Genomic DNA, 21,747 nt, shown 5'->3' on the forward strand with positions numbered 1-21,747 from the left:
CGAGCAGAATCTTGCCGAAATGGCGCAGCGGTTAGAGGCCGCCCTGCGGCGCCCGGCCGGCGAACCGGTCGCGCCCCCGGTTGCACCGGAGCCGCCCGCCGGTCCGCCGCGCGTCGCACGCAGCGAGTCGCCGGCGCCCCCGGCCCCGCCCGCAAAACCCGCCGCGGAGAAGACCAGCTTTGAAAATCTCGAAGACGAGATGGCCTCGTTGCTCGGCCGTCCGAAGCCGTCTTCGTGAGGCTGCCGGCCCTCCCGCGTAGAGTTCTTTTCCTTTCTGTCCTGGTCGGCGCGGCTTCGCTCGCGATGCCCGCGCACGCGCAGGACATCAGCATCAATCTCGGCGGCCAGGGCGGCGGCGTCACCGAGCGCGCGATCCAGCTGATCGCGCTGCTCACGGTGCTGTCGATCGCGCCGTCGATCCTGATCATGATGACCTCGTTCACGCGCATCGTGGTCGTGCTGTCGCTGCTGCGCACCGCGATGGGCACGGCGACCGCGCCGCCGAACTCGGTGATCATCGCGCTGGCGATGTTCCTCACCTTCTTCGTGATGGGGCCGGTGCTGCAGAAGTCCTACGACGAGGGCATCCGTCCGCTCGTCGCCAACCAGATCAGCGTCGAGGACGCGCTGCAGCGCGCCTCCGTCCCCTTGCGCGGCTTCATGCAGAAGAACGTGCGCGAGAAGGACCTCAAGCTGTTCCTCGACCTCTCCGGCGAGCCGCCGCCCGCTACCCCCGACGACCTCGCGCTACGTATCCTCGTCCCCGCCTTCATGATCTCCGAGCTGAAGCGCGCCTTCGAGATCGGCTTCCTGCTGTTCCTGCCATTCCTGATCATCGACCTCGTCGTCGCCTCGGTGCTGATGTCGATGGGCATGATGATGCTGCCGCCGGCGACGATCTCGTTGCCGTTCAAGCTGATCTTCTTCGTGCTGGTCGACGGCTGGTCGCTGGTGGCGGGAAGTTTGGTGCAGAGCTACGGGGGATGAGGCGCTTGGGTTCGCGCGCCCCCTACCCCTTCACGTCATACTGCTTGCTGAGATGGTCGCCGATCTGGACCAGCATGGCGACGCTTTCGGGGAAGCCCGGCTTGTCCCGCGTGGCCTGATCGGCATCGACGCGGAACTCCCAGCTGTCGCCGTCGCGAACGATGGAGATGGCGAAGCCGTCGGGGCCATCGACATGGGCCTTCAATTCGGCCCGCGCCATGGCGATGAGTTCGGCTTCGGTCTTGGCAGGCTTGCTCATATCGTTCCTCTTCCGGCATGAAGATACTGCAGGTTGCCGTCTCGCGCAGCACCTGTCGAGTGGGCCAGAGGTAGCAGGGTTCCTAGCGCGTCATCTTGATCTGCCGCACGACGGGGATCGTGGGCAGCGAGCCGGTGTGGTCGCTCTCGTCCTTGGCCTGCGGCGAGGCCGGCGCGCGGGCGGTGGCGTCGGGGAAGCGCTGCTTCATCTCGCGCAGGAAGCCGTCGAGCGTGTCGACACTGGCGGCGAGCTTCGCGATCTCGGCGAATTCGGCGCTGGAGGCCGCGGCCGGCTTGCTGGCGATGTCGAAGGCGAGACGGTCGGCGCTCTCGCTCATCAACGGCGCGTATTTCTCGCGGAAGCGCGACAGGCCGATCGAGTCGTCGGCGAGCGCATAGCCAACGGCGGCGCGGATAATGTCGCTCTTCTCTACCGCGTTGAGCGGCTTGAAGTCGCGGAAGCGCTCGCCGTAGTACAGCTCGATCTGCTCGGCGGACTCGCGCCAGCGCCGCGCCGCCCAGAAGATGTCGGAGCGCAGGCGGAGCACCTCGCGTCCGGACACGTTGGAGACGATGTCGAGCGCGAGATCGTGACGGCCGACGTCGCTCTGCGCACGCGCTTCCAGCAACAGGCGCTGCTGCCTGAGCTCGCCGGAGAGATCGCTGATGCGGCTCGCGCGCAGCGCCGAGATCGCCTTGTCGGGCCTGCGGTTGGCGAGATAGATCATGGACAAGCGCGCGGCAACCTGGGCGCGGGCGGCGCCTTCGAGGCGATGGTCGACCTGGTATTGCAGGAGCTCGGCGGCCTGGTCGAGCAGGTCGATCGAGGCGAGACGGTCGGCAAGGCGCCGGATCAGTTCGTCGCCGCGGCGGCCGATCGGCGTCAGCTCGCGAAACTCGTAGAACATGCCGAGCGCTTCGACCACCGGCAGCTCGTCGCCCTTCGGGCCTAAGAAGATCTGCGTGAACAGCTCGGAGGCGAGGTCCTGCGCCTGGCGCGAGGCTTCGGCGTTCGGCTGCAGCCTCGTCGCGGTGCGCGCCGCTGTGAGCGCGTCACGGTAGCGCCCATTCGCGGCATACAGCTGCGACAGCATCTGCAACGTCTTGACCTCGATCGCATCGCCCCGCCAGGTCATCGACAGCGTCTCGAGCTCGCGCAGCGCGTCTTCCTTGCCGATCTCGTCGCGCTTCTGGCGCAGCGCGACCTCGAGCTGCTTGGCCTCTGCCGCAGCCAGGCGATCGTTAGAGCCGACCGCGAACTTGTAGTCGTCGAGCGCGTCCTTGTCGTGGCCGAGCGCTTCGGCGAGCCGGCCGCGCAACACCGCAAAGCCGGGCGAGGCCTCGGGCGAGACGCCGACGACCTCGAGCTCGCTGCGGCGCTTGGAGGCGCCGGCATAGTCCTTCACTTCGAGCGAAGCCCGCATCGCGTCCATGGTCACGATGCGCTGGATGTCGAGCGGCAGCGAGGCTATGGCGAACTCGACGTTCTTGAACTTCTCGCGCGCGTCCGTCCATTTGCCCTGGCGCGCATAGGCGAGCGCCTTCCAGAGCTGGGAATCGTGGCTGTTGCCGATCACGGGATTGGCGAGGTCCTTCAGGCCCTGTGCCGGCCGGCCGATCAGGATGCTCGCGATCGCGTGCAGGATCAGCGCGCCGCTCTCCTCCTTGTTGAGCGGATCGGCCAGCATCAATTCGGTCACGGCCTTGGCTTCGTGATACATGGCGCGCGACATGTAGAACTGCGCGAGGTCGAGCCGCGGCAGCGAGCGCTGCGCCGGATCGACGGTGGAGATCGCCATGACCAGATCGCTCTGCCGCGTCCAGAAATTCTCCGACTGCCCCTTGCGCCAGGCTTCCGGGCTGAAGATCGGGCGCACCGCGGTCGGTGCCCGCTCGGCGGAGATGTCGACCGGCGACAGCGTCAGCCCGCCCTTCTTGCCGAGAATGACCTTGTCGGCCCCGACCTCGACGCCGACCTCGTCCGAGTTCGGCCGGATCGCGATGCCGTGCGCGGATTCCAGCAGCGAGAGATCGACGAGATCCTGCCGCTTGATGAAGCCGCGGACCGGCCGCTGCCCGGTGACGACATAGAGCGTGTCGCCGGCATCGGGATCGGTCAGCTTGTGCAGCTGGCCCGGGTTGGCAAAGGGGATCGCGATGTTGGCGAGCGCAGGATCGGTGATGTTGCGCGACATCATCAGCGGCAGCGGCGTCGCCTGGATCTTGTCGGCAAGGGTCAGCAGCCAGTTGGTCTCCTTACCGACCTCCTCGGTCGTCAGCGAGTAGACCAGCGGCCGGGTGAGACGGATGCGCACCGCCTGTCCCTTGTCGAGCGGGATGCGGCCGACCTCTCCGACCATCGCGCCGCCCTTGGTGCGGATCGCCTCGACGTCGATCGGCTTCGGTGTATCGAACACCAGCCAGATGGTGTCGCCGCGGCGGAACGCCGCCGCGGGGATTGAGACCTGAAGCGGAAACGTGACGCGCAGGCCGTCGCTGTCGCGGCGCGCTTCGACGCCGGCAACGGCGGGCTGCGGCACTGCCGGCGCCTCGACAGGCGGAGCCATGACGGCTTCCTTGACCGGCTCCTTCGCAGCTTCCGTCACGACCTCTTTGGGCGCCTCGGCCGTCGCGGGCTTGGCGGGTGCAGCCGGAGCTTCGGCAACAGGCGCCGGTACCGGTTTCGGCGCTTCGGCGGCTGGCATCGCGGCGGGAGCTTCCGGCTTCACTTCGATCTTGGCTTCGCGCGCGATCGTCTCCGATGTCGGCGGCGTAACCTCGCGGCGGACCTCCTTCGGCTTCTCGGGCGCCGGCTTTTCCGGCGGAGGCGCCGGTGCGTGGCCAGCAGGCCTGGCCTGCGCGATCGCCGCCTCCGGCGTCATGGCCGTCTTGCCCTTGTCGGGCTGGAAGGAGACGTCGACGACGTAGTTCTTGTCGTCGCGGAAGGAGTGCACGTCGGAATCGCCGATCAGCGCGATCTCGACACTGGTCTGGTCGATGTCGGCCTTCTGCTTGATCGAGGCGACGTTCGGCGGCGCGGCGACGACGGCGTCCGCAAGATCGAAATTGAGATTGGCGTTGAACATCAGCGTGAGCTTCTGCTCATTGAGCACCGAGGACACGCCGACGCCGTCAGGCATCTCGAACACGAAGCGCACGAAGGTCGGCTGCATCGAGGCGCGGACGCGGATCTGCGGTCGCTTCTTGGTCTCGGCCGCGGCGCGCTGGGCGCGCAGCGCCCGCTCCGCGATACGCGCACGCTCGGCGAGTTCCTTGACCACGTCCATCGGCAGGCTCGGCGGCGGCCCCTTCCAGCCCTCCGGCAGGAGATCGATGAAGGTGCGCTCACCGGCATTCATGGTGTTGACGGTGACGCGCCGCGCCAGCGACAGGCGGATGGCGCCGCCATCGGGATCGCGGCGGGCGGAGTTGACGTAGTCGGGCGCGCCTTCCGGGACGCGGTCGACGGGAACCTCGACGGGACGGTCGAAGCGGATAATGAGAATGGAGCCGGCCGTCGTCACCTCGGACGGAACATCCTCGCCGAGCTTGATGACGAGACGGGCAAAGCCGCCGCCGGCCGAGAAGGTCGCCTCGCCCCTGACGGCATCCGCCGCTAGGCCGGGCGCCGCGAGGCCGATCACGAGGCAGGCTGCCAGCACCGGCACCTTGCGGGCATGCCGCCACAGCCCCAGCGCCAAGGCGCGGGCTCGCGACACAAATCCAGCGGCAGCCTCTCGCGCCATTTGCGGCATGTCTTCCGGTTCGGCGGTTCACGCCGGCAACTGGCGCCGGCCGATGCCCTCGAATGTAGGTTTTGCCAATTAAGGACTTCTTAAGTATGAGCCCTCAATTCGGCTTTTGCGTCGGCTTGCCGTCGATCTTGGGCAGGTCGCCGGCCGAGGCGGATTGATCGCCGCCGCCATTGGCACGGCGGGCCATTTCGACCGTGAGCCGCTCGGCGGCCTCCGGCGACATCAATCCGAGGATGTCCGACATCTTTCGCGGCGCGATGGCCGAGGCGATCTCGATCAGCACGCCCATCTCGAGCCGGTCGAACACCCGCGCGGCGTCCTTCGGCTTCATGCCTTCATACATGGTGACGAGACCCTTCATGCGCTGGGCTTCGGCGGCCTTCTGCTCGGCCTGGGTCGCGGAGATGCGGGTTTCCACCGCCTTCATCTCCTCGACCTTGTTCTCGATGCGCTTCTCGGCGGATTTGAGCAGGCTCTCGCGGATGTCGATCTCGCGCTGGCGCGCCTCTATCTCCTGGCGGCGCGCCTGCAGGCGTTCGAGGATCGCGCGCTCGGAGGCCGAGACCTGCGGCTGGCCTTCCTCCACCTTCACCACGGTGCCTTCGGGCTTGGTCTCGGGCGCGGCGGGCTTCGGCGCCTCCTTCGGCGCGCCATGGGTCGAGCCGGTGATGTCAGGATCCTCACGGCCGGTCGGGAAGTTCAGATTCTCCTGTGCCCAGGACTTCTTCGCCTGGTTCGGCTTGTAGTCGAAGACATAGCCGCCATTGACCACGAGGCCCGCGACCTTGAGCGTCGCGAGACCTGCGACGGCGACCAGGACGACCGGAATGACGCGGATGTTACGGAAGGACTTCATACCATGGCTTTATGCGGCGATGCCGTTGGATCGCCGGCGCTCGGAGAAGGCTTCGGCCGCGGCCGCCACCGCCTTCGCCGACGAGGGTTTTGCCACGGGCGCGGCAACCGCTTCCGGACTGGTCACGGGACGCGCGGCGATCGCGATCTTGGACAGACGCCGCACCACGTTGTCGGCTTCGCCGAGCTGCTTGTAGAGCTGGTCCGACATCTGGGTCGCCGCCGCGAGCTGGCTGCCGAGGTTCTCGTTGACGTCGCGCACGGCGAGCTTCAGCCCGCCGATCGCGCGCTCGGCGATCTCGGTCGCGGTGATCAGCTCGGCGATGACCGCCTTCAGCGAATGCTCGTCCGCCTTCAGCCGCGTCAGCCGCTTGTTCAGTAGGATACAGTAGCCGATCGTGAGCATCAGCAAGATAGCCACCAACGTCTCGATCGCCATTCCCAGGGAGTGGTTCATGGGGCCTCCATCATCTTGTTCTGCTCGTCCACCTTCTCGAACATCGCAAGTGTCGTACTTGGCTTGCGCAGGGGTTTCGTCACGCGGATCGCGACGCGGTCGCCGACCCGGCCCATCCGCCCCTCGGTCAGCGTGACGTCGCCGCAGCGCACGGTGACGTTGGCATCGGCGCGCATGTCGAGCGGCAGCGTGTCGCCGACCTTGAGCCGCATCAGCTGCTTGAGAGGGATGTCGGCCTCGTAGAGCACGGCATCGACCGCGATCTCGGCCTGGTTGATCTCGGTAGCGAAATGGCCTTCCCAGACCGGGTCGCGGCCGAACTTTTCGCCCATGAACATCTGGAGCAGGACGCCCCGGATGGGCTCGATGGTCGCGTAAGGCAGCAGCAGCTCGATGTTGCCGCCGCGGTCTTCCATGTCGATGCGCAGTCGCACCAGGATCGCGGCGTTGGCGGGACGGCTGATCGCGGCGAAACGCGGATTGGTCTCGAGCCGGTCGATTGTGAAGGTCACCGGCGACAGCGGCCGGAACGCCTGCTCGGCGTCGATCAAAACCACCTCGACCAGGCGCTTGACCAGCTCGGTCTCGATCGTGGTGTAGGGCCGGCCCTCGATGCGAAGCTGGCTGGTGCCGCGGCGGCCGCCGAGCAGCACGTCGATCATCGAGTAGATCAGGCTGGAATCGACCGTCGCCATGCCGAAATTGTCCCACTCCTCGGCCTTGAACACCGAGAGCACGGCGGGCAGCGGGATCGAATTCATGTAGTCGCCGAAGCGTACCGAGGTGATGCGGTCGAGCGAGACTTCGACGTTGTCGGAGGTGAAATTGCGCAAGGAGGTCGTCAGCAACCGCACCAGGCGGTCGAAGACGATTTCGAGCATCGGCAGGCGCTCGTAGGAGACCATCGCCGAATCGATGATCGCGCGAATGCCGCTGTGGTCGTCGAGCGTGACGTCGCCGACGGTGAAGCCGAGGAGATTGTCGATCTCCTCCTGCGACAGCACCCGCTCGCCGGAATTCTTGCCGCTGCCGAGATCGCGGCTGCCGTCCTCGACCATGGCCGCCCATTGCAGGGCCATGGTCTCCGACAGCTCGTTTTCGGCAGCGGCCTTCGCGGCCTCCGCGGGATCCTCGGAATCGAGCGACGCCTCCCATTGGGCGGCAATCGCATCCTGGTCCATTTGCTCGTTGCCGGCCATGACGCTAGCCCGTTGCCTTCCGCAGCATCATCACTGGATCACGACTTCCTTGAACAGCACCGCGCTGACCTGGATCGGCGAGACCGCCGCGTTGACGCGCTTGGTCAGCTCCTCCTTGAGACGGAAGATGCCGGCGGAGCCGTTGAGGTCGGAGGAGCGCAGTTCGCGCACATAGGTCTGGAAGATGTCGGTGACGCGCGGCATGGTCGGCTTGATCGCCTCGATCTGCTTCTCTTCCTTCAGCTCCAGCACGATCTTCAGCTTCAGATATTGCACGCGCTCGCCCGGCGCGCCGGCGAGGTTGACCATGATGTCAGGGACGTCGACGAAGGCCGGCGGCTTCGGCGGGGGCGCCACCTCGGCATGATGCTCGTCGTCCCCGTGACGGAAGAAGAAGAACCAGGTCGCAGCACCGCCGCCGAGGATGGCGAGCAGGCCGACGGCCATGATGATGAGCTTGAGCTTGTTCTTGGGGGGAGCGGCTTCGGCGCCCTCGGCGGCTGCGCCGCCTTCCGCTTCATTCTCTGCCATGGTCGCCGGGCTCGCTCATCTCTTAAAGGAATCGAAAGAGCGAAGCCCCCTGGCAGACAGTGACGCGATACGAATGTCCCAGCGCAATGCGCTCCTCTTGCACGCAAACGCTACGGTAATAATGGTTAACGGTTTCTTTCGATTGGGGCTCAGCTAGGAAAAATCTGCCGGGCAAACATGGCTAACAGAACCTTTCTGCCGCCCTCCCACGCCCTCGAAAAATCCACAACACATTGAAGTTTCATAGCTTTTCAGGTTGGCACGGCTTTCGCTGAGAGAGGACCGAGACCGAACGGTTTGGGAGAACCAGGCGGTCTCTTCACGGGGTCCGCCAAGGCGCTTGGGAGAGCGAGGAGGCAGATCTCACTCAGGGGAGATCCTCCGATGCAGAACGCGCTTCTGATCGGCTTGTCACGGCAGATGACGTTGGAACGGCAGATGGATGTCATCGCCAACAACGTCGCCAATGCCAACACCAACGGCTTCAAGGCCGACCATTCGCTGTTCGAGGAGTACCTCAACTCGAACGCGCGTGAGGACAATTTCATCGGCTCCGACCGCCGGGTCTCCTATGTGCAGGACCGCGGCACCTTCCGCGACGTCGGCCAGGGGCCGATGGAGCCGACCAACAACCCGCTCGACATGGCGATCGACGGCAACGCGTTCTTCGCGGTGCAGGCCAACGGCGGCGAGCGCTACACGCGCGACGGCAAGTTCTCGCTCAACAGCACCGGCCAGCTGGTCACCTCCGACGGCAACCTCGTGCTCGGCACCGGCGGCCCGATCACCTTCCAGCCGACCGACCATGACATCAACATCGCCCCCGACGGCACCGTCACGGTGCTCGAGGGCACGGCCAGAACCGACTCGATCCGCGGCAAGATCCGCATGGTCTCGTTCGACGATCCGACCAAGCTGACCAAGCTCGGCGCCAACCTCTATGACACCGGCTCGGCCGCCCAGCAGGCCGACACCAAGTCCAGCGTGCGGCAGGGCTACATCGAGAAGTCGAACGTCAACTCGGTCGGCGAGATGACCCGCATGGTCGAAGTCATGCGCAGCTACACCGCCATCGCCAATCTGCTGCAGCAGCAGAGCGACCTCCACAAATCGGCGATCGAGAAGCTCGCCGACGTTCCGGCCTGATTAGGGGAGAACTGACATGCAGGCGCTTCACACCGCGGCGACCGGAATGGCGGCACAGGAACTCAACGTTCAGGTGATCTCCAACAACATCGCCAACCTCCGCACCACCGGTTTCAAGAAACAGACCGCGGCGTTCCAGGACCTGATCTACGAGCACGTGCGCCGCGTCGGCGCGCAGGCCTCGGACCAGGGCACCATCCTGCCTGTCGGCGTCGACATCGGCGGCGGCGTCAAGACCGTCGGCACGCCGCGCAGCATGACGCAAGGCACGTTGTCTCAGACCGGCAACGACCTCGACCTCGCGATCTCGGGCGAAGGTTTCTTCAAGATCCTGATGCCCGACGGCACCTATCAGTACACCCGCGACGGCACCTTCCAGATGGACAATCAGGGCCGCGTCGTCACCGCGCAGGGCAATCCGGTGCAGCCGACCATCACCATCCCGAACAATGCCTCGGGCATCACGGTGAGCGAACAGGGCCAGGTCTCGGTGACACTGCCGGGATCGTCGACCTCCTCGATCGTCGGCACGATCAACGTGACCCGCTTCATCAACAAGGCGGGGCTGCAGCCGGTCGGCAGCAACCAGTTCACCGAGACGCCGTCCTCGGGCCCGCCGCAGGACGGCACGGCGAACTCCGAAGGCTACGGCAAGATCACGCAAGGAAGCCTGGAGCAGGCCAATGTCGACGTCGTCTCGGAGATGAGCGACCTGATCGCCGCCCAGCGCGCCTACGAGATGAACGCCAAGGTCATCAGCGCCGCCGACCAGATGATGCAGTCGACCACGGCGCTGTTCCGCTGAGGTGATGACGATGATCCGCACCGCCCTCGCCACGATCTCAGCTCTCCTGCTGCTGGCACTGCCGGCAGAGGCCGCCGACGACGGCATCGCCGCGCCGACGCTGCGCGCGAACGTCACCGTGACCTCGGACGTGGTTCGGGTCGGCGACCTCATCGACAACGCCGGCTCGGCCGCGCTGGTCCCGGTCTATCGCTCGCCCGACCTCGGCACCACCGGTGCGCTGCCGGTCGCGCAGGTCCTGGGCGTGCTGCGCGCAAAGCAGGTGATCGGCGTGATGACCGGCGACATCAAGGAGGTGCAGGTCACCCGCCTCGCCCGCACCCTCGCCAACAAGGACCTCGAAAACGCGGTGGCGTCCGCGCTCGAGCGCCGCTTCGGCCTCGGCGATGCCGCCAACATCACCGTCACCTTCGACCGCGGCGTCTCCGACATGCGGCTCGACGCCTCCAACACCGGCACGCTGCAGCCGGTCGCAACCCGCTACGATGCGCGCAGCGGCCGTTTCGACATCGCCTTCGAGATCAACAACGACAACAACCCGACGCCGACCAAGCTGCGCTTCACCGGCACCGCGATCGAGACCGTGGAAGTGGCCGTGCTAACCCGCGACATCGACCGCTCCGACATGCTGAAAGCCTCGGACATCTCGCTGGAGCGCCGGCCGAAGGCCGAGGTCGCTGGCGAGCCCGCCTCGCGCGATCGCACCATCGGCATGCAGCTGCGCCGGCCGATGCGGGCGGGCACGCCGATCCGCGTCGCCGACATCGTCAAGCCCGACTTCGTGCAGCGCGACCAGAGCGTCACCATCATCTACGAGGTGCCGGGCCTCTACCTCACCACGCGCGGCAAGGCGATCGAGAGCGGCGCCGAAGGCGACACCGTCTCCGTGCTCAACCTGCAATCCAAGCGCACGCTGACTGGTGTCGTCACCGGCCGCGGCCAGGTCACCGTGCAGGGCGCCAGCCAGTCCGCGCCGATGGCGCCGGCGGTCGAGCAGACCTCCTCGCTCAAGCGCGACGAAGCGCCCGCCCCCGTCGACACTGCAGCCCTCGTCCGGAGCCTGGTCCAGGCCCCCGCGGCGCCGGCCCAAGCCGCTCAAGCTCACATCGCACAAGCCCAGATCCCGCAAGCCCGCGTCTCGCAAGCTCCAGCCAAGTCAGAGTAAGTCATGTCCCCGTTCAGTTCGGCTTCCCGTCTTCGTCGCATCGCGATCTCTGCCCTGCTGCTGGCCTCTTGCGCGCTGGGCGGCTGCTCCTCGATCGACCGCCTGTCGCAGATCGGCGAGCAGCCGAAATTGTCCGCGATCGACAATCCGACGACGCAGCCCGGCTACAAGCCGGTGCAGATGCCGATGCCGAAGCCGGAAGTCGCCTCCTACAATCCGAACTCGCTGTGGCGTAACGGCAGCCGCGCCTTCTTCAAGGACCAGCGCGCCCACCAGGTGGGCGACCTCCTCACCGTGACCGTGAACATCACCGACAAGGCCAACATCGCCAACGAGACCCAGCGCAGCCGCACCGCCAAGGAAGATTCGGGAATTACCGATTTTATCGGCAGCCAGACGGTGACGCAGCCGCTCAAGATCCTGCCCGGCCGCCTTCTCACCACCGACTCGACATCCTCTGCCGACGGCAAGGGCTCGGTCAACCGCACGGAAGCCCTGCAGACCAACGTCGCCGCGGTCGTCACCCAGGTACTGCCGAACGGCAACCTCGTGGTCGAAGGCAAGCAGGAGATCCGCGTCAACTACGAGATCCGCGAGCTGATCGTGGCCGGCATCGTCCGTCCCGAGGACATCCAGAGCGACAACACCATCGACTCCAGCAAGATCGCCCAGGCCCGCATCGCCTATGGCGGCCGCGGCCAGATCATGGACGTGCAGCAGCCGCGCTACGGTCAGCAGGTCATGGACGTGCTGCTGCCCTTCTAAGCCTCTTCAAGAGCTCCCACATCGTGTTCGCGAACCTAGGCGCGAACGACGGTGTACTACGCGGCCCTCGCTAGCTCCCCTGGCGAGGGCCGCATGTATTTCGCCTGCGCCGCCGTAGCGGCGCAGGCAACTCTCACAGGAGCATGATCCCGCGTGCTTGCGCCCACCGCTCGAGGATCTTGCTCTCCTCGGCGAGCGGCGGCCGGTTTGCAAACCCGCGAACCTGAACCGCCCGGGAACGGGGATCCAGTTCGATGGTCAGCAGCCGCTGGACACTCCCCGAGGCACGGCGGCGGAGCGACCAGATCGACGCCTGCCCGGCAATGCACTTCGTCGCGTAAGTGGCGACGCAGTGACGCATGCCGCGCGTTTCGGCAACGAGATCGGCCGCGGTCCGGAGCTGGACCACGACATACTCCTCGCGCTTGCTCCGATCCTTGGACGAATTCGTCCAGGACCAGTCCGCGATCGCCGCACCTCGCCAGGCCTCGTCGACGGGCTCCGCCGCCAGCCCACGCGCACGGTTCCGCGCAGCCTCGGCGCGACGGCGCGCGGCCTCGATGCGAGCGATCGCATCGAGATCGCGATGCCATTCGCGCATCTGGCGACCGAGCGAGACCAGCGAGCGTCCCTTGAGGCTGAACTTACGATTACGCCGGTAGCAAGCGGCGAGGTAATCGTAGAGATCGTCCATCTCCTCGACCGTGGTGGGATGTGCGCAGAAGAAGCGCACCACCTCGCGCCAGAAGCCGTGCTCGGCACGGGGCGTCTGCGTGATCCTGGTACGCGCGATCCGCAGCACAATGCCGGGATCGCCCGCATAGGAGCGCGCAATAGCCTGCCAGATCGCAGCCTCGAAGCCGACCTTCCCCAAGGGATTGAGGAACGCATGGACCTCCTTGCGAGACAGCCAGTCGGCCGCACCGGCAGCGTACAGCGAACCGCCACCGGCCGCCGCGATGTACCAGCGCTTGCGCAAACGGATCTCGTCCGCGCCCAGGCCCGCGCCGTCGATCCAGATCTGCTCCAGATGTTCTGCGACGGGATAGCGCGCGAAGAGATAGCGGGCCGCGGCAAGACGAAGACGCGCGGCATCGCGAGTCTTCATCCGCGGCTTCCAGGCTTCGGCATCGCGCACGATGTCGGCCTCGAAGCCACGCTTGGCCTCGTAGATCGCGGTCTCGAAATCCGGTGGAGGACGCGTCCGCTGCGACACATGCCGCAGCGACAGCTCGTAGGCTTCAACCCGCGCGCGCTCGGCCTCCCGCCGGCGCTGAATCAATGAATGTGCCATTGTCGTTCAACATGATTGGATGACTGTCAGCCGGACGCACTGAGAGCGTCGGCACGGAATGTGTCGATCGCCACAAAGTACTCACAGCTGGTCTCCTCATTGTTGAACGCGCAGGTTGAATGGGACGGGGCTCATATACCCGATCGCCGGCGGGCGCAAGGTGCGCTCCGTCTGAAATTCAGAAAACTACACATAGCGAGCGAGGCTCGCGACATTTTAGCAACGCTGTTGCCTCACACTCCGTCATTGCGAGCCAACGGGTCCGCGCGAAGCGCGGCCCGATGACAGGCTCCGCGAAGCAATCCAGAATCTTTCCGCGGAGGGATTCTGGATTGCTTCCTCGCGAAGAGCTCTTCGCAATGACGCGGAGGGAGCACTACTTGAACTCCGCCTCCACCACGCCGAGCCCGTCGAGCTCCATCCGCACCTTGTCGCCGGCCTTCAGCCACAGCGTCTTCACCAGGCTGCCGGTGAGAACCAGCTGCCCCGCATGCAGCCCCTTGCCTTCCGCGGCGAGATGATTGGCGAGCCAGGCGAGTGCGTTGTGGGGATGGCCGAGCACGTCGGCACCGGTGCCGTGGCTGACCTCCTCGCCGTTGATGATGGCACGGCCCTTGACCGCATTCAGGTCCGGCACCGACGAGCGCGGCACCGAGGGACCCAGCACGCAACCGGCGGCGAAGAAGTCGTCGGCGATCAGCGTCGGTGCGCCCATCGTCTCCCATTTCACGTAGCGGTCGTCGACGATCTCGATCGCGGGATGGTAGGACTCGACCGCCTCGCCGACCCATTCGGCCGTGAACGGCGCCTCGCCGGCGGCGAGGTCACGCTTGAGCCGCACCGCGATCTCGCATTCGACGCCGACGCGAACATATTTGGAGGCCTGGAGCTTCGCACCGCTCTCATGCACGCCCTTCTGGAACACGCCGCCGCCGCAGGGGTGCGGGATGCCGATATAGTCCTGCATCACCTGGCTGGTGCAGCCGATCTTGTAGCCGACGAGCGGGCCGACATTCGGCAGCAGCAGATCGTGCAGCGCGCGCTGGACCTGGTAGCCCTCGTCCTCGTCAGCCGGCGGAGCCTCGAGGACCGCAAGCGGCGCATGGTTGCGGCGCGCCAGCGCGATCGCCTTTGCGGCTTCGAGAATTTTGTCCATCGGCGCCGCCTCCCACGTTACCCAATCAAGGGACGGCAGTTCAGCATCCCCGCTCCGGCCTGACAAGCGCGGGCGGCGGTCTCACGGCTTGATGAGGCCAAGCCGGATCAGGCTCTCGGCGGTCGCAAGGATTGCCTCATCGTTGGAGCGGGGCTGCCAGCCGAGCAGCGACCGCGCCTTGGCGCTGGTGGAATGCCTGACCTTTCCGAGCATCGGCACGACCGCGCGCAGCAACGGAATCCGGTTCGCGGCCAGCCGCACCAGCCAGTCCGGGGCCTGGAGTCGCGGAACCCGGCGAGCGGCCGGCCCGAGTTCCCGCCGCAGCACCTTGCCGATGTCGAGGATCGACATCGTCTCCCCGGAGACGGCGATGAAGCGCTCGCTTTTGGCCTGCGGCGCCGTCATTGCCCGCAGATGCAGATCGGCGACGTCGCGCACGTCGACCACGCCGAAATAGACCCGTGGCACCGCCGGCATGGCGCCGTCGAGCAGCGATTTGACGATCTCGATCGAGCCGGAGAAATCCGGCCCCAGCACGGGACCGAAGATACCGGCGGGATTGACGACCGACAGTTCCAGCCCACCGCCCTCCTGCACAATGAAATCCCAGGCCGCCCGTTCGGCCAGCGTCTTGGACTTGATGTAGGGCCGCACGTCGGCGCCGCCGAGATTGGTCCAGTCGGTCTCGTCGAAGGGTTTCTCGCGCGGCGGATGGCCGTAGCCGACCGCACCCAGCGACGAGGTGATGACGACGCGTTTGACGCCGGCCTCGCGCGCGGCGCGCAGCACCCGCAGCGTGCCGTCGCGGGCCGGGATGATCATCTCGTTCTCGTCCTTGGGAACACTGGTCGACAGCGGCGAGGCGACATGGAGCACGTAGTCGCAACCCGCAGCCGCCTCGCGCCACCCCTCGTCCCGGACGAGGTCGGCCGTGACAAAGGATACGCTCTCCGGCGAAGCCGCCCCACCCTCGCGCAACATGGCCAGCACGTCGGCTTGACGCTCCGGCCGGCGCACCGTCGTCCGCACCGCGTGACCGGCGGCCAGAAGTTGCAGGACGACATGGATGCCGACGAAGCCCGACCCGCCGGTGACCAGAACAATGCTCATTGCCAAATTCCCTCGTTGCGGGCCGGTAAATTGGTTCCACCAACGCCCTGCTCAAGGCCGCATCTGGTCACTATGTGCTTGCGGACAAGTAGAATGGATTTCGAGACCGGTATGGAAAACCTGACCAACTCTTGCGACGGCGACTGCGATTGCAGCCCCGATCCCGCTTTGCTCGCCGACTTCAAGCGGGCCATCCATGCCCTCGGCGGCAAGTGGAAGCTGGAGATCCTGTTCGCCCTGATGAACGGCGCGGTTCGCTTCGGCGCCTTGCGGCGGTCGATCGGCGGCATCACCCAGCACATGTTGACCATGCAACTGCGCGAACTCGAGCAGGACGGGCTGGTGTCCCGAACGGCCTTTGCGGGGAAACCCCTAAGGGTCGAGTACGAGCTGACGGATGCGGCCTACGGCCTGCTCCCGGCGTTTAAGGAAATATTGAGCTGGTCGCGGCTTTATGGGGACGCACGCCTCCTGGCGTCGCGCGAGGCCTGATTGCAGCGCTGCTTGATGCAGCTGGATCAGCCACCGAGCATCCGAGCCGATCTCGTTGATGCGACTCGCAAAACGTCCCGCACCTGAAGTGAAGGCTGTTTCTCATCCGAACTCACGTGAGCTCGGAGGACTCGAGTCTAGCCCATTGATCGCGATTCACTTTTCGCGATTGCGCTCACACGTTGATGCGGGCGGTGGCAAGCGACAGGCAAAATGCCGAGTACGGCGCGAAATGGCGCCTTGCGTCCAAAAACAAAGAGCCGCATCGCTGCGGCTCGGACCTTATTCGTCGCGATAAACCTTCTCGCGTTTCTCGTGGCGCTCCTGCGCTTCCACCGAGAGCGTCGCGATGGGCCGGGCCTCGAGCCGCTTCAACGAAATTGGCTCGCCGGTGTCCTCGCAATAGCCGTAGGTGTTGTCCTCGATACGCTGGAGCGCGGCGTCGATCTTGGCGATCAACTTGCGCTGGCGGTCGCGGGCGCGGAGTTCGATGGCGCGGTCGGTTTCGGACGATGCCCGATCGGCAAGATCGGGGTGGTTCACGTTCTCCTCCTGCAGGGCTTGCAGGGTGAGCTTGGACTCTTTGAGAATCTCATCCTTCCAGGCGAGGAGCTTCAAACGGAAGTACTCCTTCTGCCGGTCGTTCATGAAAGGCTCTTTTTCGGTCGGTCGGTAGTTTTTCAACTTTTCCAAAGGGCGGCCTATCTGTCTAAGCAACGACTCGCAAACGGAACGGGGTCCGTTGAGCGGGGCGTTATATAGCGGCCTCCTGTGACAGACAATATTTCCCTGAGCGTCCGGTTACCGCTCCCAAGCCCTTGCACAGGAAGGTTTATCCTGAAGGGCCCGGGAGCGGCCGAAGGCCTAGTAACCGACCGTGAAACGCTGCTTCAGATGGGCCGGTTTCTCGACCTCGTCGGCGAGCGCGATGGCATAGTCGGCGAAACTGATCCAGCTCTTGCCGTTCGCATCTGCGAGAAGCAGGTCGGTCCCGAGCCGGAACTTGCCGGTGCGTTCCCCCTCGATGAACAGCGCCGACGGCGAGATGAAGGTCCAGTTCAGGTCCTTTTCCTGCCGCAGCAGGTCGAGAAAGGCGGAGCCCGCCTCCGCCTCGGCCTTGTACTGAGCCGGAAAACCGGGAGTTGTGACCAGCTTCACGCCGGGGGCGACTTCGAGGCTGCCGGCTCCGCCGACAACGAGGTAACGGCCCACCCCCGACCCCTTGGCCGCGCCGATCAGCTTCTGCGGGTCGCTGGCCAGGAAGTGGACGGAACTCACGGCCACGTCGTGCCCGGCCCACAGCTTGGTCAAGCCCGTCTGGTCGAGCACGTCCCCCTTGGTCGGCGTGACATTCGGCAGGGCCGCAATCTTCTCCGGGTTCCGGGCGATGGCGGTAACGCTGTGGCCGCGGCGCGACAGCTCCTTGGTGATCTCCGACCCGGCCCGGCCCGAGGCGCCGGCGACTGCGATTTTCATGGAAGGCTCCTTTGCTTCTATAGTAACCAACGGTGACTAGATATCGCAAAGAATGCTGGTGTTAAGAGAGCACTTTGTGCTTACCTGATTACGCCGGAGTAACCGGCACAACTCACCGGCGCGCACAGGCGGCCGGAAATCGATCGAGGACCCGACGATGAAGCCCGACGTCTATGCAGCCAACTGCCCCACGCGCCAGATCCTCGACCGCGTCGGCGACAAATGGGCGGTGCTGATCCTCTTGCTGCTGCGCGAAGAGCCGATGCGCTTCAATCAGTTGCGCCGCACGATTGAAGGCATTTCGCAGAAGATGCTGAGCCAGGTTCTGAAATCGCTCGAACGCGACGGGCTGATCAGACGCCGCGCCATCGCAACCGTGCCCGTGACGGTGGAATATTCGATCACGCAGCTCGGGCTGACGCTCGCCGCCGCCGTCGATCCCCTGCGCGACTGGGCCGAGCAGAATCTGAAAGACGTACTCGCCGCCCAGCGCCGCTACGACGCGCAGTTGAAGGAGGAAGCGGCGTAGGGTGCGTGCGAAGATCGCTTACAGAAGTCCCGTCATCCTGAGGTGCGAGTGGTGCGATGCAAAGCATCGCGCCGGGAGCCTCGAAGGATGCATGGCCGAGATGCTTCAGCGGGGCCGTCGCCCTTCGAGGCTTGCCCTGCTTTGCAGGGCGCGCACCTCAGGGTGACGGATAACGTGACTACGCCTGTCCCGCCTTCGCCAGTTCGACCTCGACACGCAGCTCGATCTCCGAGAGCACGGAGTCCAGCCCGGGATCGCCCGAGGACGATTTCAGGTTCGCCGCAGCATCGCGCAGCCGCATCACGGTCGATGCGTCGAGGTTGCCGGACAGGAGCCCCATCTTGAGCTCGTCGAGCACGTCGAGCGCGGTCCTGCCGCGGGCGACCGAGCGCTTGCGGCGCTCGACCGGATCCTCCTCGACGCCTTGCAGCGCGAGCAGGGCGTCGATGTTGGCTGCGGCCTTCGGTGCAGCGGCGCTCCGCGTCTCCTGCGCCGAGGAGGTGTCGGGCAGCACGAAGGTGCCAGAGCCGGTTCGTCTGGCCTGGCTGGCCGGCGTTCCAAGCGTGGTGCCGTTCGGTCCGTAGATGCGCATCGGAAGCAATCCGGGTGATCGATGCCTCACCTTCGCCGTTTTATGGTTAACGACCCGTAAACGGCCCGGCAAAATCTGCCGACAGGCGGCAGTTTCGCTCCTGAAGGCGAACGCCCGCCGACACCGGTCGAAACAGATTTATTCAACCTATTCAATCGCCTAACCCCTCTGCCCCACGTTGGCACAGCGCTCGCAAGGACAGCGCCGGACCAGCTCGTCATGGGAGTGTCGTGCAGGTCTTGTCGATTTGAGGAGCCTCGGGGAGCAGAGGATGCCAGGCGTTCGTTGGGTGAGGATTGTTGGGGTGGCCTGCGCCGCGCTGTCGGCGCTGGCGTTGTCAGTCACGTCAGCGGCTGCGACCTCGCGCATCAAGGACCTCGCCAATATCGAAGGCGTGCGGCAGAACCAGCTCATCGGCTACGGCCTCGTCGTCGGCCTCAACGGGACCGGCGACACGCTCAACAACATCCCCTTCACCAAGCAGTCGCTGCAGGCGATGCTCGAGCGCATGGGCGTCAACATCCGCGGCGCCACCATCCGCACCGGCAACGTCGCCGCCGTGATGGTGACCGGCAATCTGCCGGCCTTCGCCACCCAGGGCACGCGCATGGACGTCACCGTCTCCGCGCTCGGCGATGCCAAGAACCTGCAGGGCGGCACCCTGCTCGTCACTCCCCTGCTCGGTGCCGACGGCAATGTCTATGCGGTGGCGCAGGGCTCGCTCGCGATCTCGGGCTTCCAGGCCGAGGGCGAGGCGGCCAAGATCGTGCGCGGCGTCCCGACGGTGGGGCGCATCGCCAACGGTGCCATCATCGAGCGCGAGATCGAGTTCGCGCTCAACCGCCTGCCGAACGTCCGCCTGGCGCTGCGCAACGCCGACTTCACCACCGCCAAGCGCATCGCGGCGGCGGTCAACGACTATCTCGGCGTCAAGACCGCCGAGCCGATCGATCCCTCGACGGTGCAGCTGTCGGTCCCGCCGGAGTTCAAGGGTAACGTCGTCGCCTTTCTCACCGAGATCGAGCAGCTCCAGGTCGATCCCGATCTCGCCGCCAAGATCGTCATCGACGAACGCAGCGGCATCATCGTGATGGGCCGCGACGTCCGCGTCGCCACCGTCGCGGTGGCGCAGGGCAACCTCACCGTCACGATCTCCGAGAGCCCGCAGGTGAGCCAGCCCAACCCGCTGTCGCGCGGCCGCACCGTGGTCGCGCCGCGCAGCAGCGTCACCGTCACCGAGGACGGCAGGAAGCTGGCCCTCGTCAAGAACGGCGTCTCGCTCCAGCAGCTCGTCGACGGCCTCAACGGCCTCGGCATCGGCCCCCGCGACATGATCAGCATCCTCCAGGCGATCAAGGCCGCCGGTGCGATCGAAGCCGACATCGAGGTGATGTGATGCAGACGAGCACGATCAATACCCCGCACCCCACGACGTACGCCCCGGCGTTCTCGGTCGAGAGCCGCAACGGCCGCCCCGATTTCGAGCTCGCGGCCGCCCTGCAGAAGGTCGCGCCGCAGCAACAGGCCAAGGCGCAGAAGACCGCCACCGATTTCGAGGCGATGTTCCTCAACAGCATGTTCTCGCAGATGACCTCGGGCCTGAAGGGCGATGGCCCGTTCGGCAGCACGCCCGGAACCGGCGTGTGGCGTTCGATGCTGACCGAGCAATATTCCAAGAACTTCGCCAATGCCGGCGGCGTCGGTGTCGCCCGCGACGTCTATCGCACCCTCATCATCCAGCAGGCGAAAACCACGCTTCGTACGGCATAAGGTCCAACGAGATGAACCAGTTCAACGCCTCACGTCAGCCGATGCAAGCGCAGCGCCCGAACACCGCGCCCGGCAGCGCCGAGGCGCGCAAGCTCGCCGAAGACCTGATGGACGCCATGAGCGCCCTGCTCGGCCTGATCGAGCGCGAGACCGAGCTGGTGCGCGCCGGAAAAGTCCGCGAGGCCATGACTCTCGAGAGCAGGAAGCAGGAGCTGTCGCGCAACTATGTCGGCGCCGTCAGCCAGCTGAAGGCGAACCAGGCCCAGCTCGCGAAATCCGCGCCCGAATTGCTCTCGACGCTGCATCGCCACCACGATGCGTTCCGCGCGATGCTCCAGGTCAATCTCACGGTGCTCGCAACCGCGCATGCGGTCTCCGAGAGCGTCGTGCGCGGCGTCAATGCCGAGATCCAGAAGCGCAACGTACCGAACACCTATACCGCCGCCGGGCGTCGCGCTGCTCCCGGCCCGCGCCACATCACGCCGCTCGCGGTCAGCCGCTCGCTCTGAGCGCAGTCGAAGACAAGCGACAATTTTACGAAAAACCGCGCGACGGTATCGTCGCGTGGTTAGGCACGTTTGCTTACCGGGTCTTCAGTCCTGGTGTTCCAATGTTGCGTTATTAGAGGGGTTGGGATTTGACTCAAGTAAGGCAACCAGGAGGCTGCCATGAGTACAGATTTCAGCATCAGGCCGGTGGGGATCCCGGCCCCCGTGCAGATCACAACGACGTCGAACGCGGCGGCGAATGAAGCCGTGCAAACTGATCTCCCGGTGAGCCAGACGGTCGCCGCGAGCGATGCGAGCGCGATCGTGCGCAATGATGTGCACAGCAACGACAACGTCTCGCGCCAGGTCGTGTTCGACCAGGCAGCGGCATCCTTCGTCTTTCAGGTCGTCAATGACAGGACGGACGCGGTGGTCAACCAGTTCCCCGACGAAGCCATGCTGCGCCGGCGCGCTTACTTCCATGCACTGGACTTGAAGTCCGAACCGACGCGTCCGCTCAACACGGACCTCAGCGCCTGATCAAGTGCTCCGCGTCGCTTGGGCGGTGTCGATGTAGGTCGACCCGGTCGCGGGGTCGGTGACGACGTTCTTGATCTGCGCAGTGCCGTTGCCCGTCAGTATGAACTTGGTGTTGCCGAACCGGAACGCCGAGTCCTTGATCAGCACCTGCTGGTACTGAGACGTGCTGCCGCTTTGATAGTGGACCTGCGCGCGGAAGCCGTCGATCTGCGAGATGCTGAGCGAGAACGTCTTTCCGTCGGGATACTTGCCCGTCCACGTGCCCTGATAGAGCGAGGAATCGACCGGAACGTATTTGGTCTTGCTTGGAATCGACATGCCGGCCGACTTGTACGAGCTCGACAGGATGCTCATGACGTCGGCCACGACCCGTCTCC

General features: G+C 65.6%; 24 protein-coding genes and 1 pseudogene. 12 read left to right on the plus strand and 13 right to left on the minus strand.

Annotated elements, in window-relative coordinates:
- Both XH79_RS36070 and fliP read left to right on the plus strand, forming a co-directional pair.
- Window positions 1–238, plus strand: a pseudogene (locus XH79_RS36070) (flagellar biosynthetic protein FliO); the annotation flags it as partial.
- Window positions 235–987 (plus strand): flagellar type III secretion system pore protein FliP, encoded by a 753-nt coding sequence (fliP, locus tag XH79_RS36075; RefSeq protein WP_271584767.1) that lies wholly within the window; start codon window positions 235–237, stop codon window positions 985–987. The pseudogene XH79_RS36070 and the gene fliP, both read left to right, overlap by 4 nt.
- A 22-nt stretch (window positions 988–1,009) precedes the next feature.
- Here fliP and XH79_RS36080 read toward each other — a convergent pair whose 3' ends face one another.
- The 6 genes from XH79_RS36080 to fliL all read right to left on the minus strand — a co-directional run bounded on the left by XH79_RS36080 (window position 1,010) and on the right by fliL (window position 8,042).
- Window positions 1,010–1,246 (minus strand): hypothetical protein, encoded by a 237-nt coding sequence (locus tag XH79_RS36080; protein ID WP_212342998.1) that lies wholly within the window; start codon window positions 1,244–1,246, stop codon window positions 1,010–1,012.
- An 82-nt stretch (window positions 1,247–1,328) separates the two neighbouring features.
- The gene (locus XH79_RS36085; RefSeq protein WP_271584768.1) at window positions 1,329–4,991 is read right to left on the minus strand and encodes a tetratricopeptide repeat protein; all 3,663 of its coding nucleotides are present in this window, start codon (window positions 4,989–4,991) and stop codon (window positions 1,329–1,331) included.
- A 103-nt stretch (window positions 4,992–5,094) separates the two neighbouring features.
- Window positions 5,095–5,856 carry a MotE family protein gene (locus XH79_RS36090; protein WP_271584769.1) on the minus strand — a complete coding sequence of 254 codons (762 nt, stop codon included), beginning with the start codon at window positions 5,854–5,856 and terminating at the stop codon, window positions 5,095–5,097.
- 9 nt (window positions 5,857–5,865) lie between these two features.
- Window positions 5,866–6,312, minus strand: a complete 447-nt coding sequence (locus XH79_RS36095; protein ID WP_212342993.1) for a DUF6468 domain-containing protein — start codon at window positions 6,310–6,312, stop codon at window positions 5,866–5,868.
- Window positions 6,309–7,511: a flagellar motor switch protein FliM gene (fliM, locus tag XH79_RS36100; RefSeq protein WP_212342992.1), complete on the minus strand. Its 1,203-nt coding sequence runs from the start codon at window positions 7,509–7,511 to the stop codon at window positions 6,309–6,311. Before fliM ends, XH79_RS36095 begins: the two co-directional genes overlap by 4 nt.
- A gap of 30 nt (window positions 7,512–7,541) precedes the next feature.
- Window positions 7,542–8,042: a flagellar basal body-associated protein FliL gene (gene fliL, locus XH79_RS36105; RefSeq protein ID WP_212342991.1), complete on the minus strand. Its 501-nt coding sequence runs from the start codon at window positions 8,040–8,042 to the stop codon at window positions 7,542–7,544.
- A 384-nt stretch (window positions 8,043–8,426) separates the two neighbouring features.
- Here fliL and flgF point away from each other — a divergent pair, with 384 nt between their 5' ends.
- From flgF to flgH, 4 genes are read left to right on the plus strand one after another with little or no spacing between them, the layout of a single operon-like run.
- Window positions 8,427–9,188: a flagellar basal-body rod protein FlgF gene (gene flgF, locus XH79_RS36110; protein ID WP_271584770.1), complete on the plus strand. Its 762-nt coding sequence runs from the start codon at window positions 8,427–8,429 to the stop codon at window positions 9,186–9,188.
- A 16-nt stretch (window positions 9,189–9,204) separates the two neighbouring features.
- Complete coding sequence (flgG, locus tag XH79_RS36115) at window positions 9,205–9,993, plus strand: flagellar basal-body rod protein FlgG (RefSeq protein ID WP_212342989.1); 789 nt, start codon at window positions 9,205–9,207, stop codon at window positions 9,991–9,993.
- Between the two features lie 10 nt (window positions 9,994–10,003).
- Entirely contained in the window at window positions 10,004–11,158 is a 1,155-nt protein-coding gene (flgA, locus tag XH79_RS36120) for a flagellar basal body P-ring formation chaperone FlgA (protein ID WP_271584771.1), read from the plus strand.
- 3 nt (window positions 11,159–11,161) lie between these two features.
- The gene (gene flgH, locus XH79_RS36125; protein ID WP_212342986.1) at window positions 11,162–11,923 is read left to right on the plus strand and encodes a flagellar basal body L-ring protein FlgH; all 762 of its coding nucleotides are present in this window, start codon (window positions 11,162–11,164) and stop codon (window positions 11,921–11,923) included.
- A gap of 133 nt (window positions 11,924–12,056) precedes the next feature.
- Here flgH and XH79_RS36130 read toward each other — a convergent pair whose 3' ends face one another.
- The 3 genes from XH79_RS36130 to XH79_RS36140 form a co-directional block, all read right to left on the minus strand.
- On the minus strand, window positions 12,057–13,217 hold the full coding sequence (locus XH79_RS36130; protein ID WP_271584772.1) for a PcfJ domain-containing protein: 1,161 nt from the start codon (window positions 13,215–13,217) through the stop codon (window positions 12,057–12,059).
- Between the two features lie 376 nt (window positions 13,218–13,593).
- Window positions 13,594–14,373, minus strand: a complete 780-nt coding sequence (locus XH79_RS36135; RefSeq protein WP_212342977.1) for a 2-keto-4-pentenoate hydratase — start codon at window positions 14,371–14,373, stop codon at window positions 13,594–13,596.
- Between the two features lie 81 nt (window positions 14,374–14,454).
- Window positions 14,455–15,483 carry an SDR family oxidoreductase gene (locus XH79_RS36140; RefSeq protein ID WP_271584773.1) on the minus strand — a complete coding sequence of 343 codons (1,029 nt, stop codon included), beginning with the start codon at window positions 15,481–15,483 and terminating at the stop codon, window positions 14,455–14,457.
- A gap of 93 nt (window positions 15,484–15,576) precedes the next feature.
- Between XH79_RS36140 and XH79_RS36145 the strand changes: the two genes are divergently transcribed.
- The gene (locus tag XH79_RS36145; protein ID WP_271584774.1) at window positions 15,577–15,975 is read left to right on the plus strand and encodes a winged helix-turn-helix transcriptional regulator; all 399 of its coding nucleotides are present in this window, start codon (window positions 15,577–15,579) and stop codon (window positions 15,973–15,975) included.
- Between the two features lie 282 nt (window positions 15,976–16,257).
- Here the strand turns inward: XH79_RS36145 and dksA are convergent, their stop codons facing one another.
- Both dksA and XH79_RS36155 read right to left on the minus strand, forming a co-directional pair.
- Window positions 16,258–16,623: an RNA polymerase-binding protein DksA gene (dksA, locus tag XH79_RS36150; protein WP_008554760.1), complete on the minus strand. Its 366-nt coding sequence runs from the start codon at window positions 16,621–16,623 to the stop codon at window positions 16,258–16,260.
- Window positions 16,624–16,839: 216 nt separating this feature from the next.
- A complete protein-coding gene (locus XH79_RS36155; RefSeq protein ID WP_271584775.1) occupies window positions 16,840–17,451 on the minus strand; it encodes an NAD(P)-dependent oxidoreductase in 612 nt (203 codons plus the stop codon).
- 157 nt (window positions 17,452–17,608) lie between these two features.
- Between XH79_RS36155 and XH79_RS36160 the strand changes: the two genes are divergently transcribed.
- Window positions 17,609–17,980 carry a winged helix-turn-helix transcriptional regulator gene (locus XH79_RS36160; protein ID WP_025037390.1) on the plus strand — a complete coding sequence of 124 codons (372 nt, stop codon included), beginning with the start codon at window positions 17,609–17,611 and terminating at the stop codon, window positions 17,978–17,980.
- Window positions 17,981–18,158: 178 nt separating this feature from the next.
- On the opposite strand, the gene XH79_RS36165 is transcribed toward XH79_RS36160, so the two are convergent.
- Window positions 18,159–18,572, minus strand: coding sequence for a flagellar assembly protein FliX (locus XH79_RS36165; RefSeq protein WP_018642825.1), 414 nt, complete (start codon window positions 18,570–18,572; stop codon window positions 18,159–18,161).
- Window positions 18,573–18,843: 271 nt separating this feature from the next.
- Here XH79_RS36165 and XH79_RS36170 point away from each other — a divergent pair, with 271 nt between their 5' ends.
- From XH79_RS36170 to XH79_RS36185, 4 genes are all read left to right on the plus strand, one after another.
- Entirely contained in the window at window positions 18,844–19,968 is a 1,125-nt protein-coding gene (locus XH79_RS36170) for a flagellar basal body P-ring protein FlgI (RefSeq protein WP_271584776.1), read from the plus strand.
- Window positions 19,968–20,342, plus strand: a complete 375-nt coding sequence (gene flgJ / locus XH79_RS36175) for a flagellar assembly peptidoglycan hydrolase FlgJ (protein WP_271584777.1) — start codon at window positions 19,968–19,970, stop codon at window positions 20,340–20,342. Before XH79_RS36170 ends, flgJ begins: the two co-directional genes overlap by 1 nt.
- Window positions 20,343–20,353: 11 nt before the next feature.
- Entirely contained in the window at window positions 20,354–20,851 is a 498-nt protein-coding gene (locus tag XH79_RS36180) for a hypothetical protein (protein WP_212342964.1), read from the plus strand.
- A 159-nt stretch (window positions 20,852–21,010) separates the two neighbouring features.
- The gene (locus XH79_RS36185) at window positions 21,011–21,370 is read left to right on the plus strand and encodes a hypothetical protein (RefSeq protein ID WP_212342962.1); all 360 of its coding nucleotides are present in this window, start codon (window positions 21,011–21,013) and stop codon (window positions 21,368–21,370) included.
- Here XH79_RS36185 and XH79_RS36190 read toward each other — a convergent pair whose 3' ends face one another.
- Window positions 21,371–21,736, minus strand: a complete 366-nt coding sequence (locus tag XH79_RS36190) for a hypothetical protein (protein WP_271584778.1) — start codon at window positions 21,734–21,736, stop codon at window positions 21,371–21,373.
- Window positions 21,737–21,747 lie beyond the last annotated feature (11 nt).

Source organism: Bradyrhizobium sp. CCBAU 45389, from assembly GCF_028128625.1.
Classification (GTDB): domain Bacteria; phylum Pseudomonadota; class Alphaproteobacteria; order Rhizobiales; family Xanthobacteraceae; genus Bradyrhizobium; species Bradyrhizobium liaoningense_B.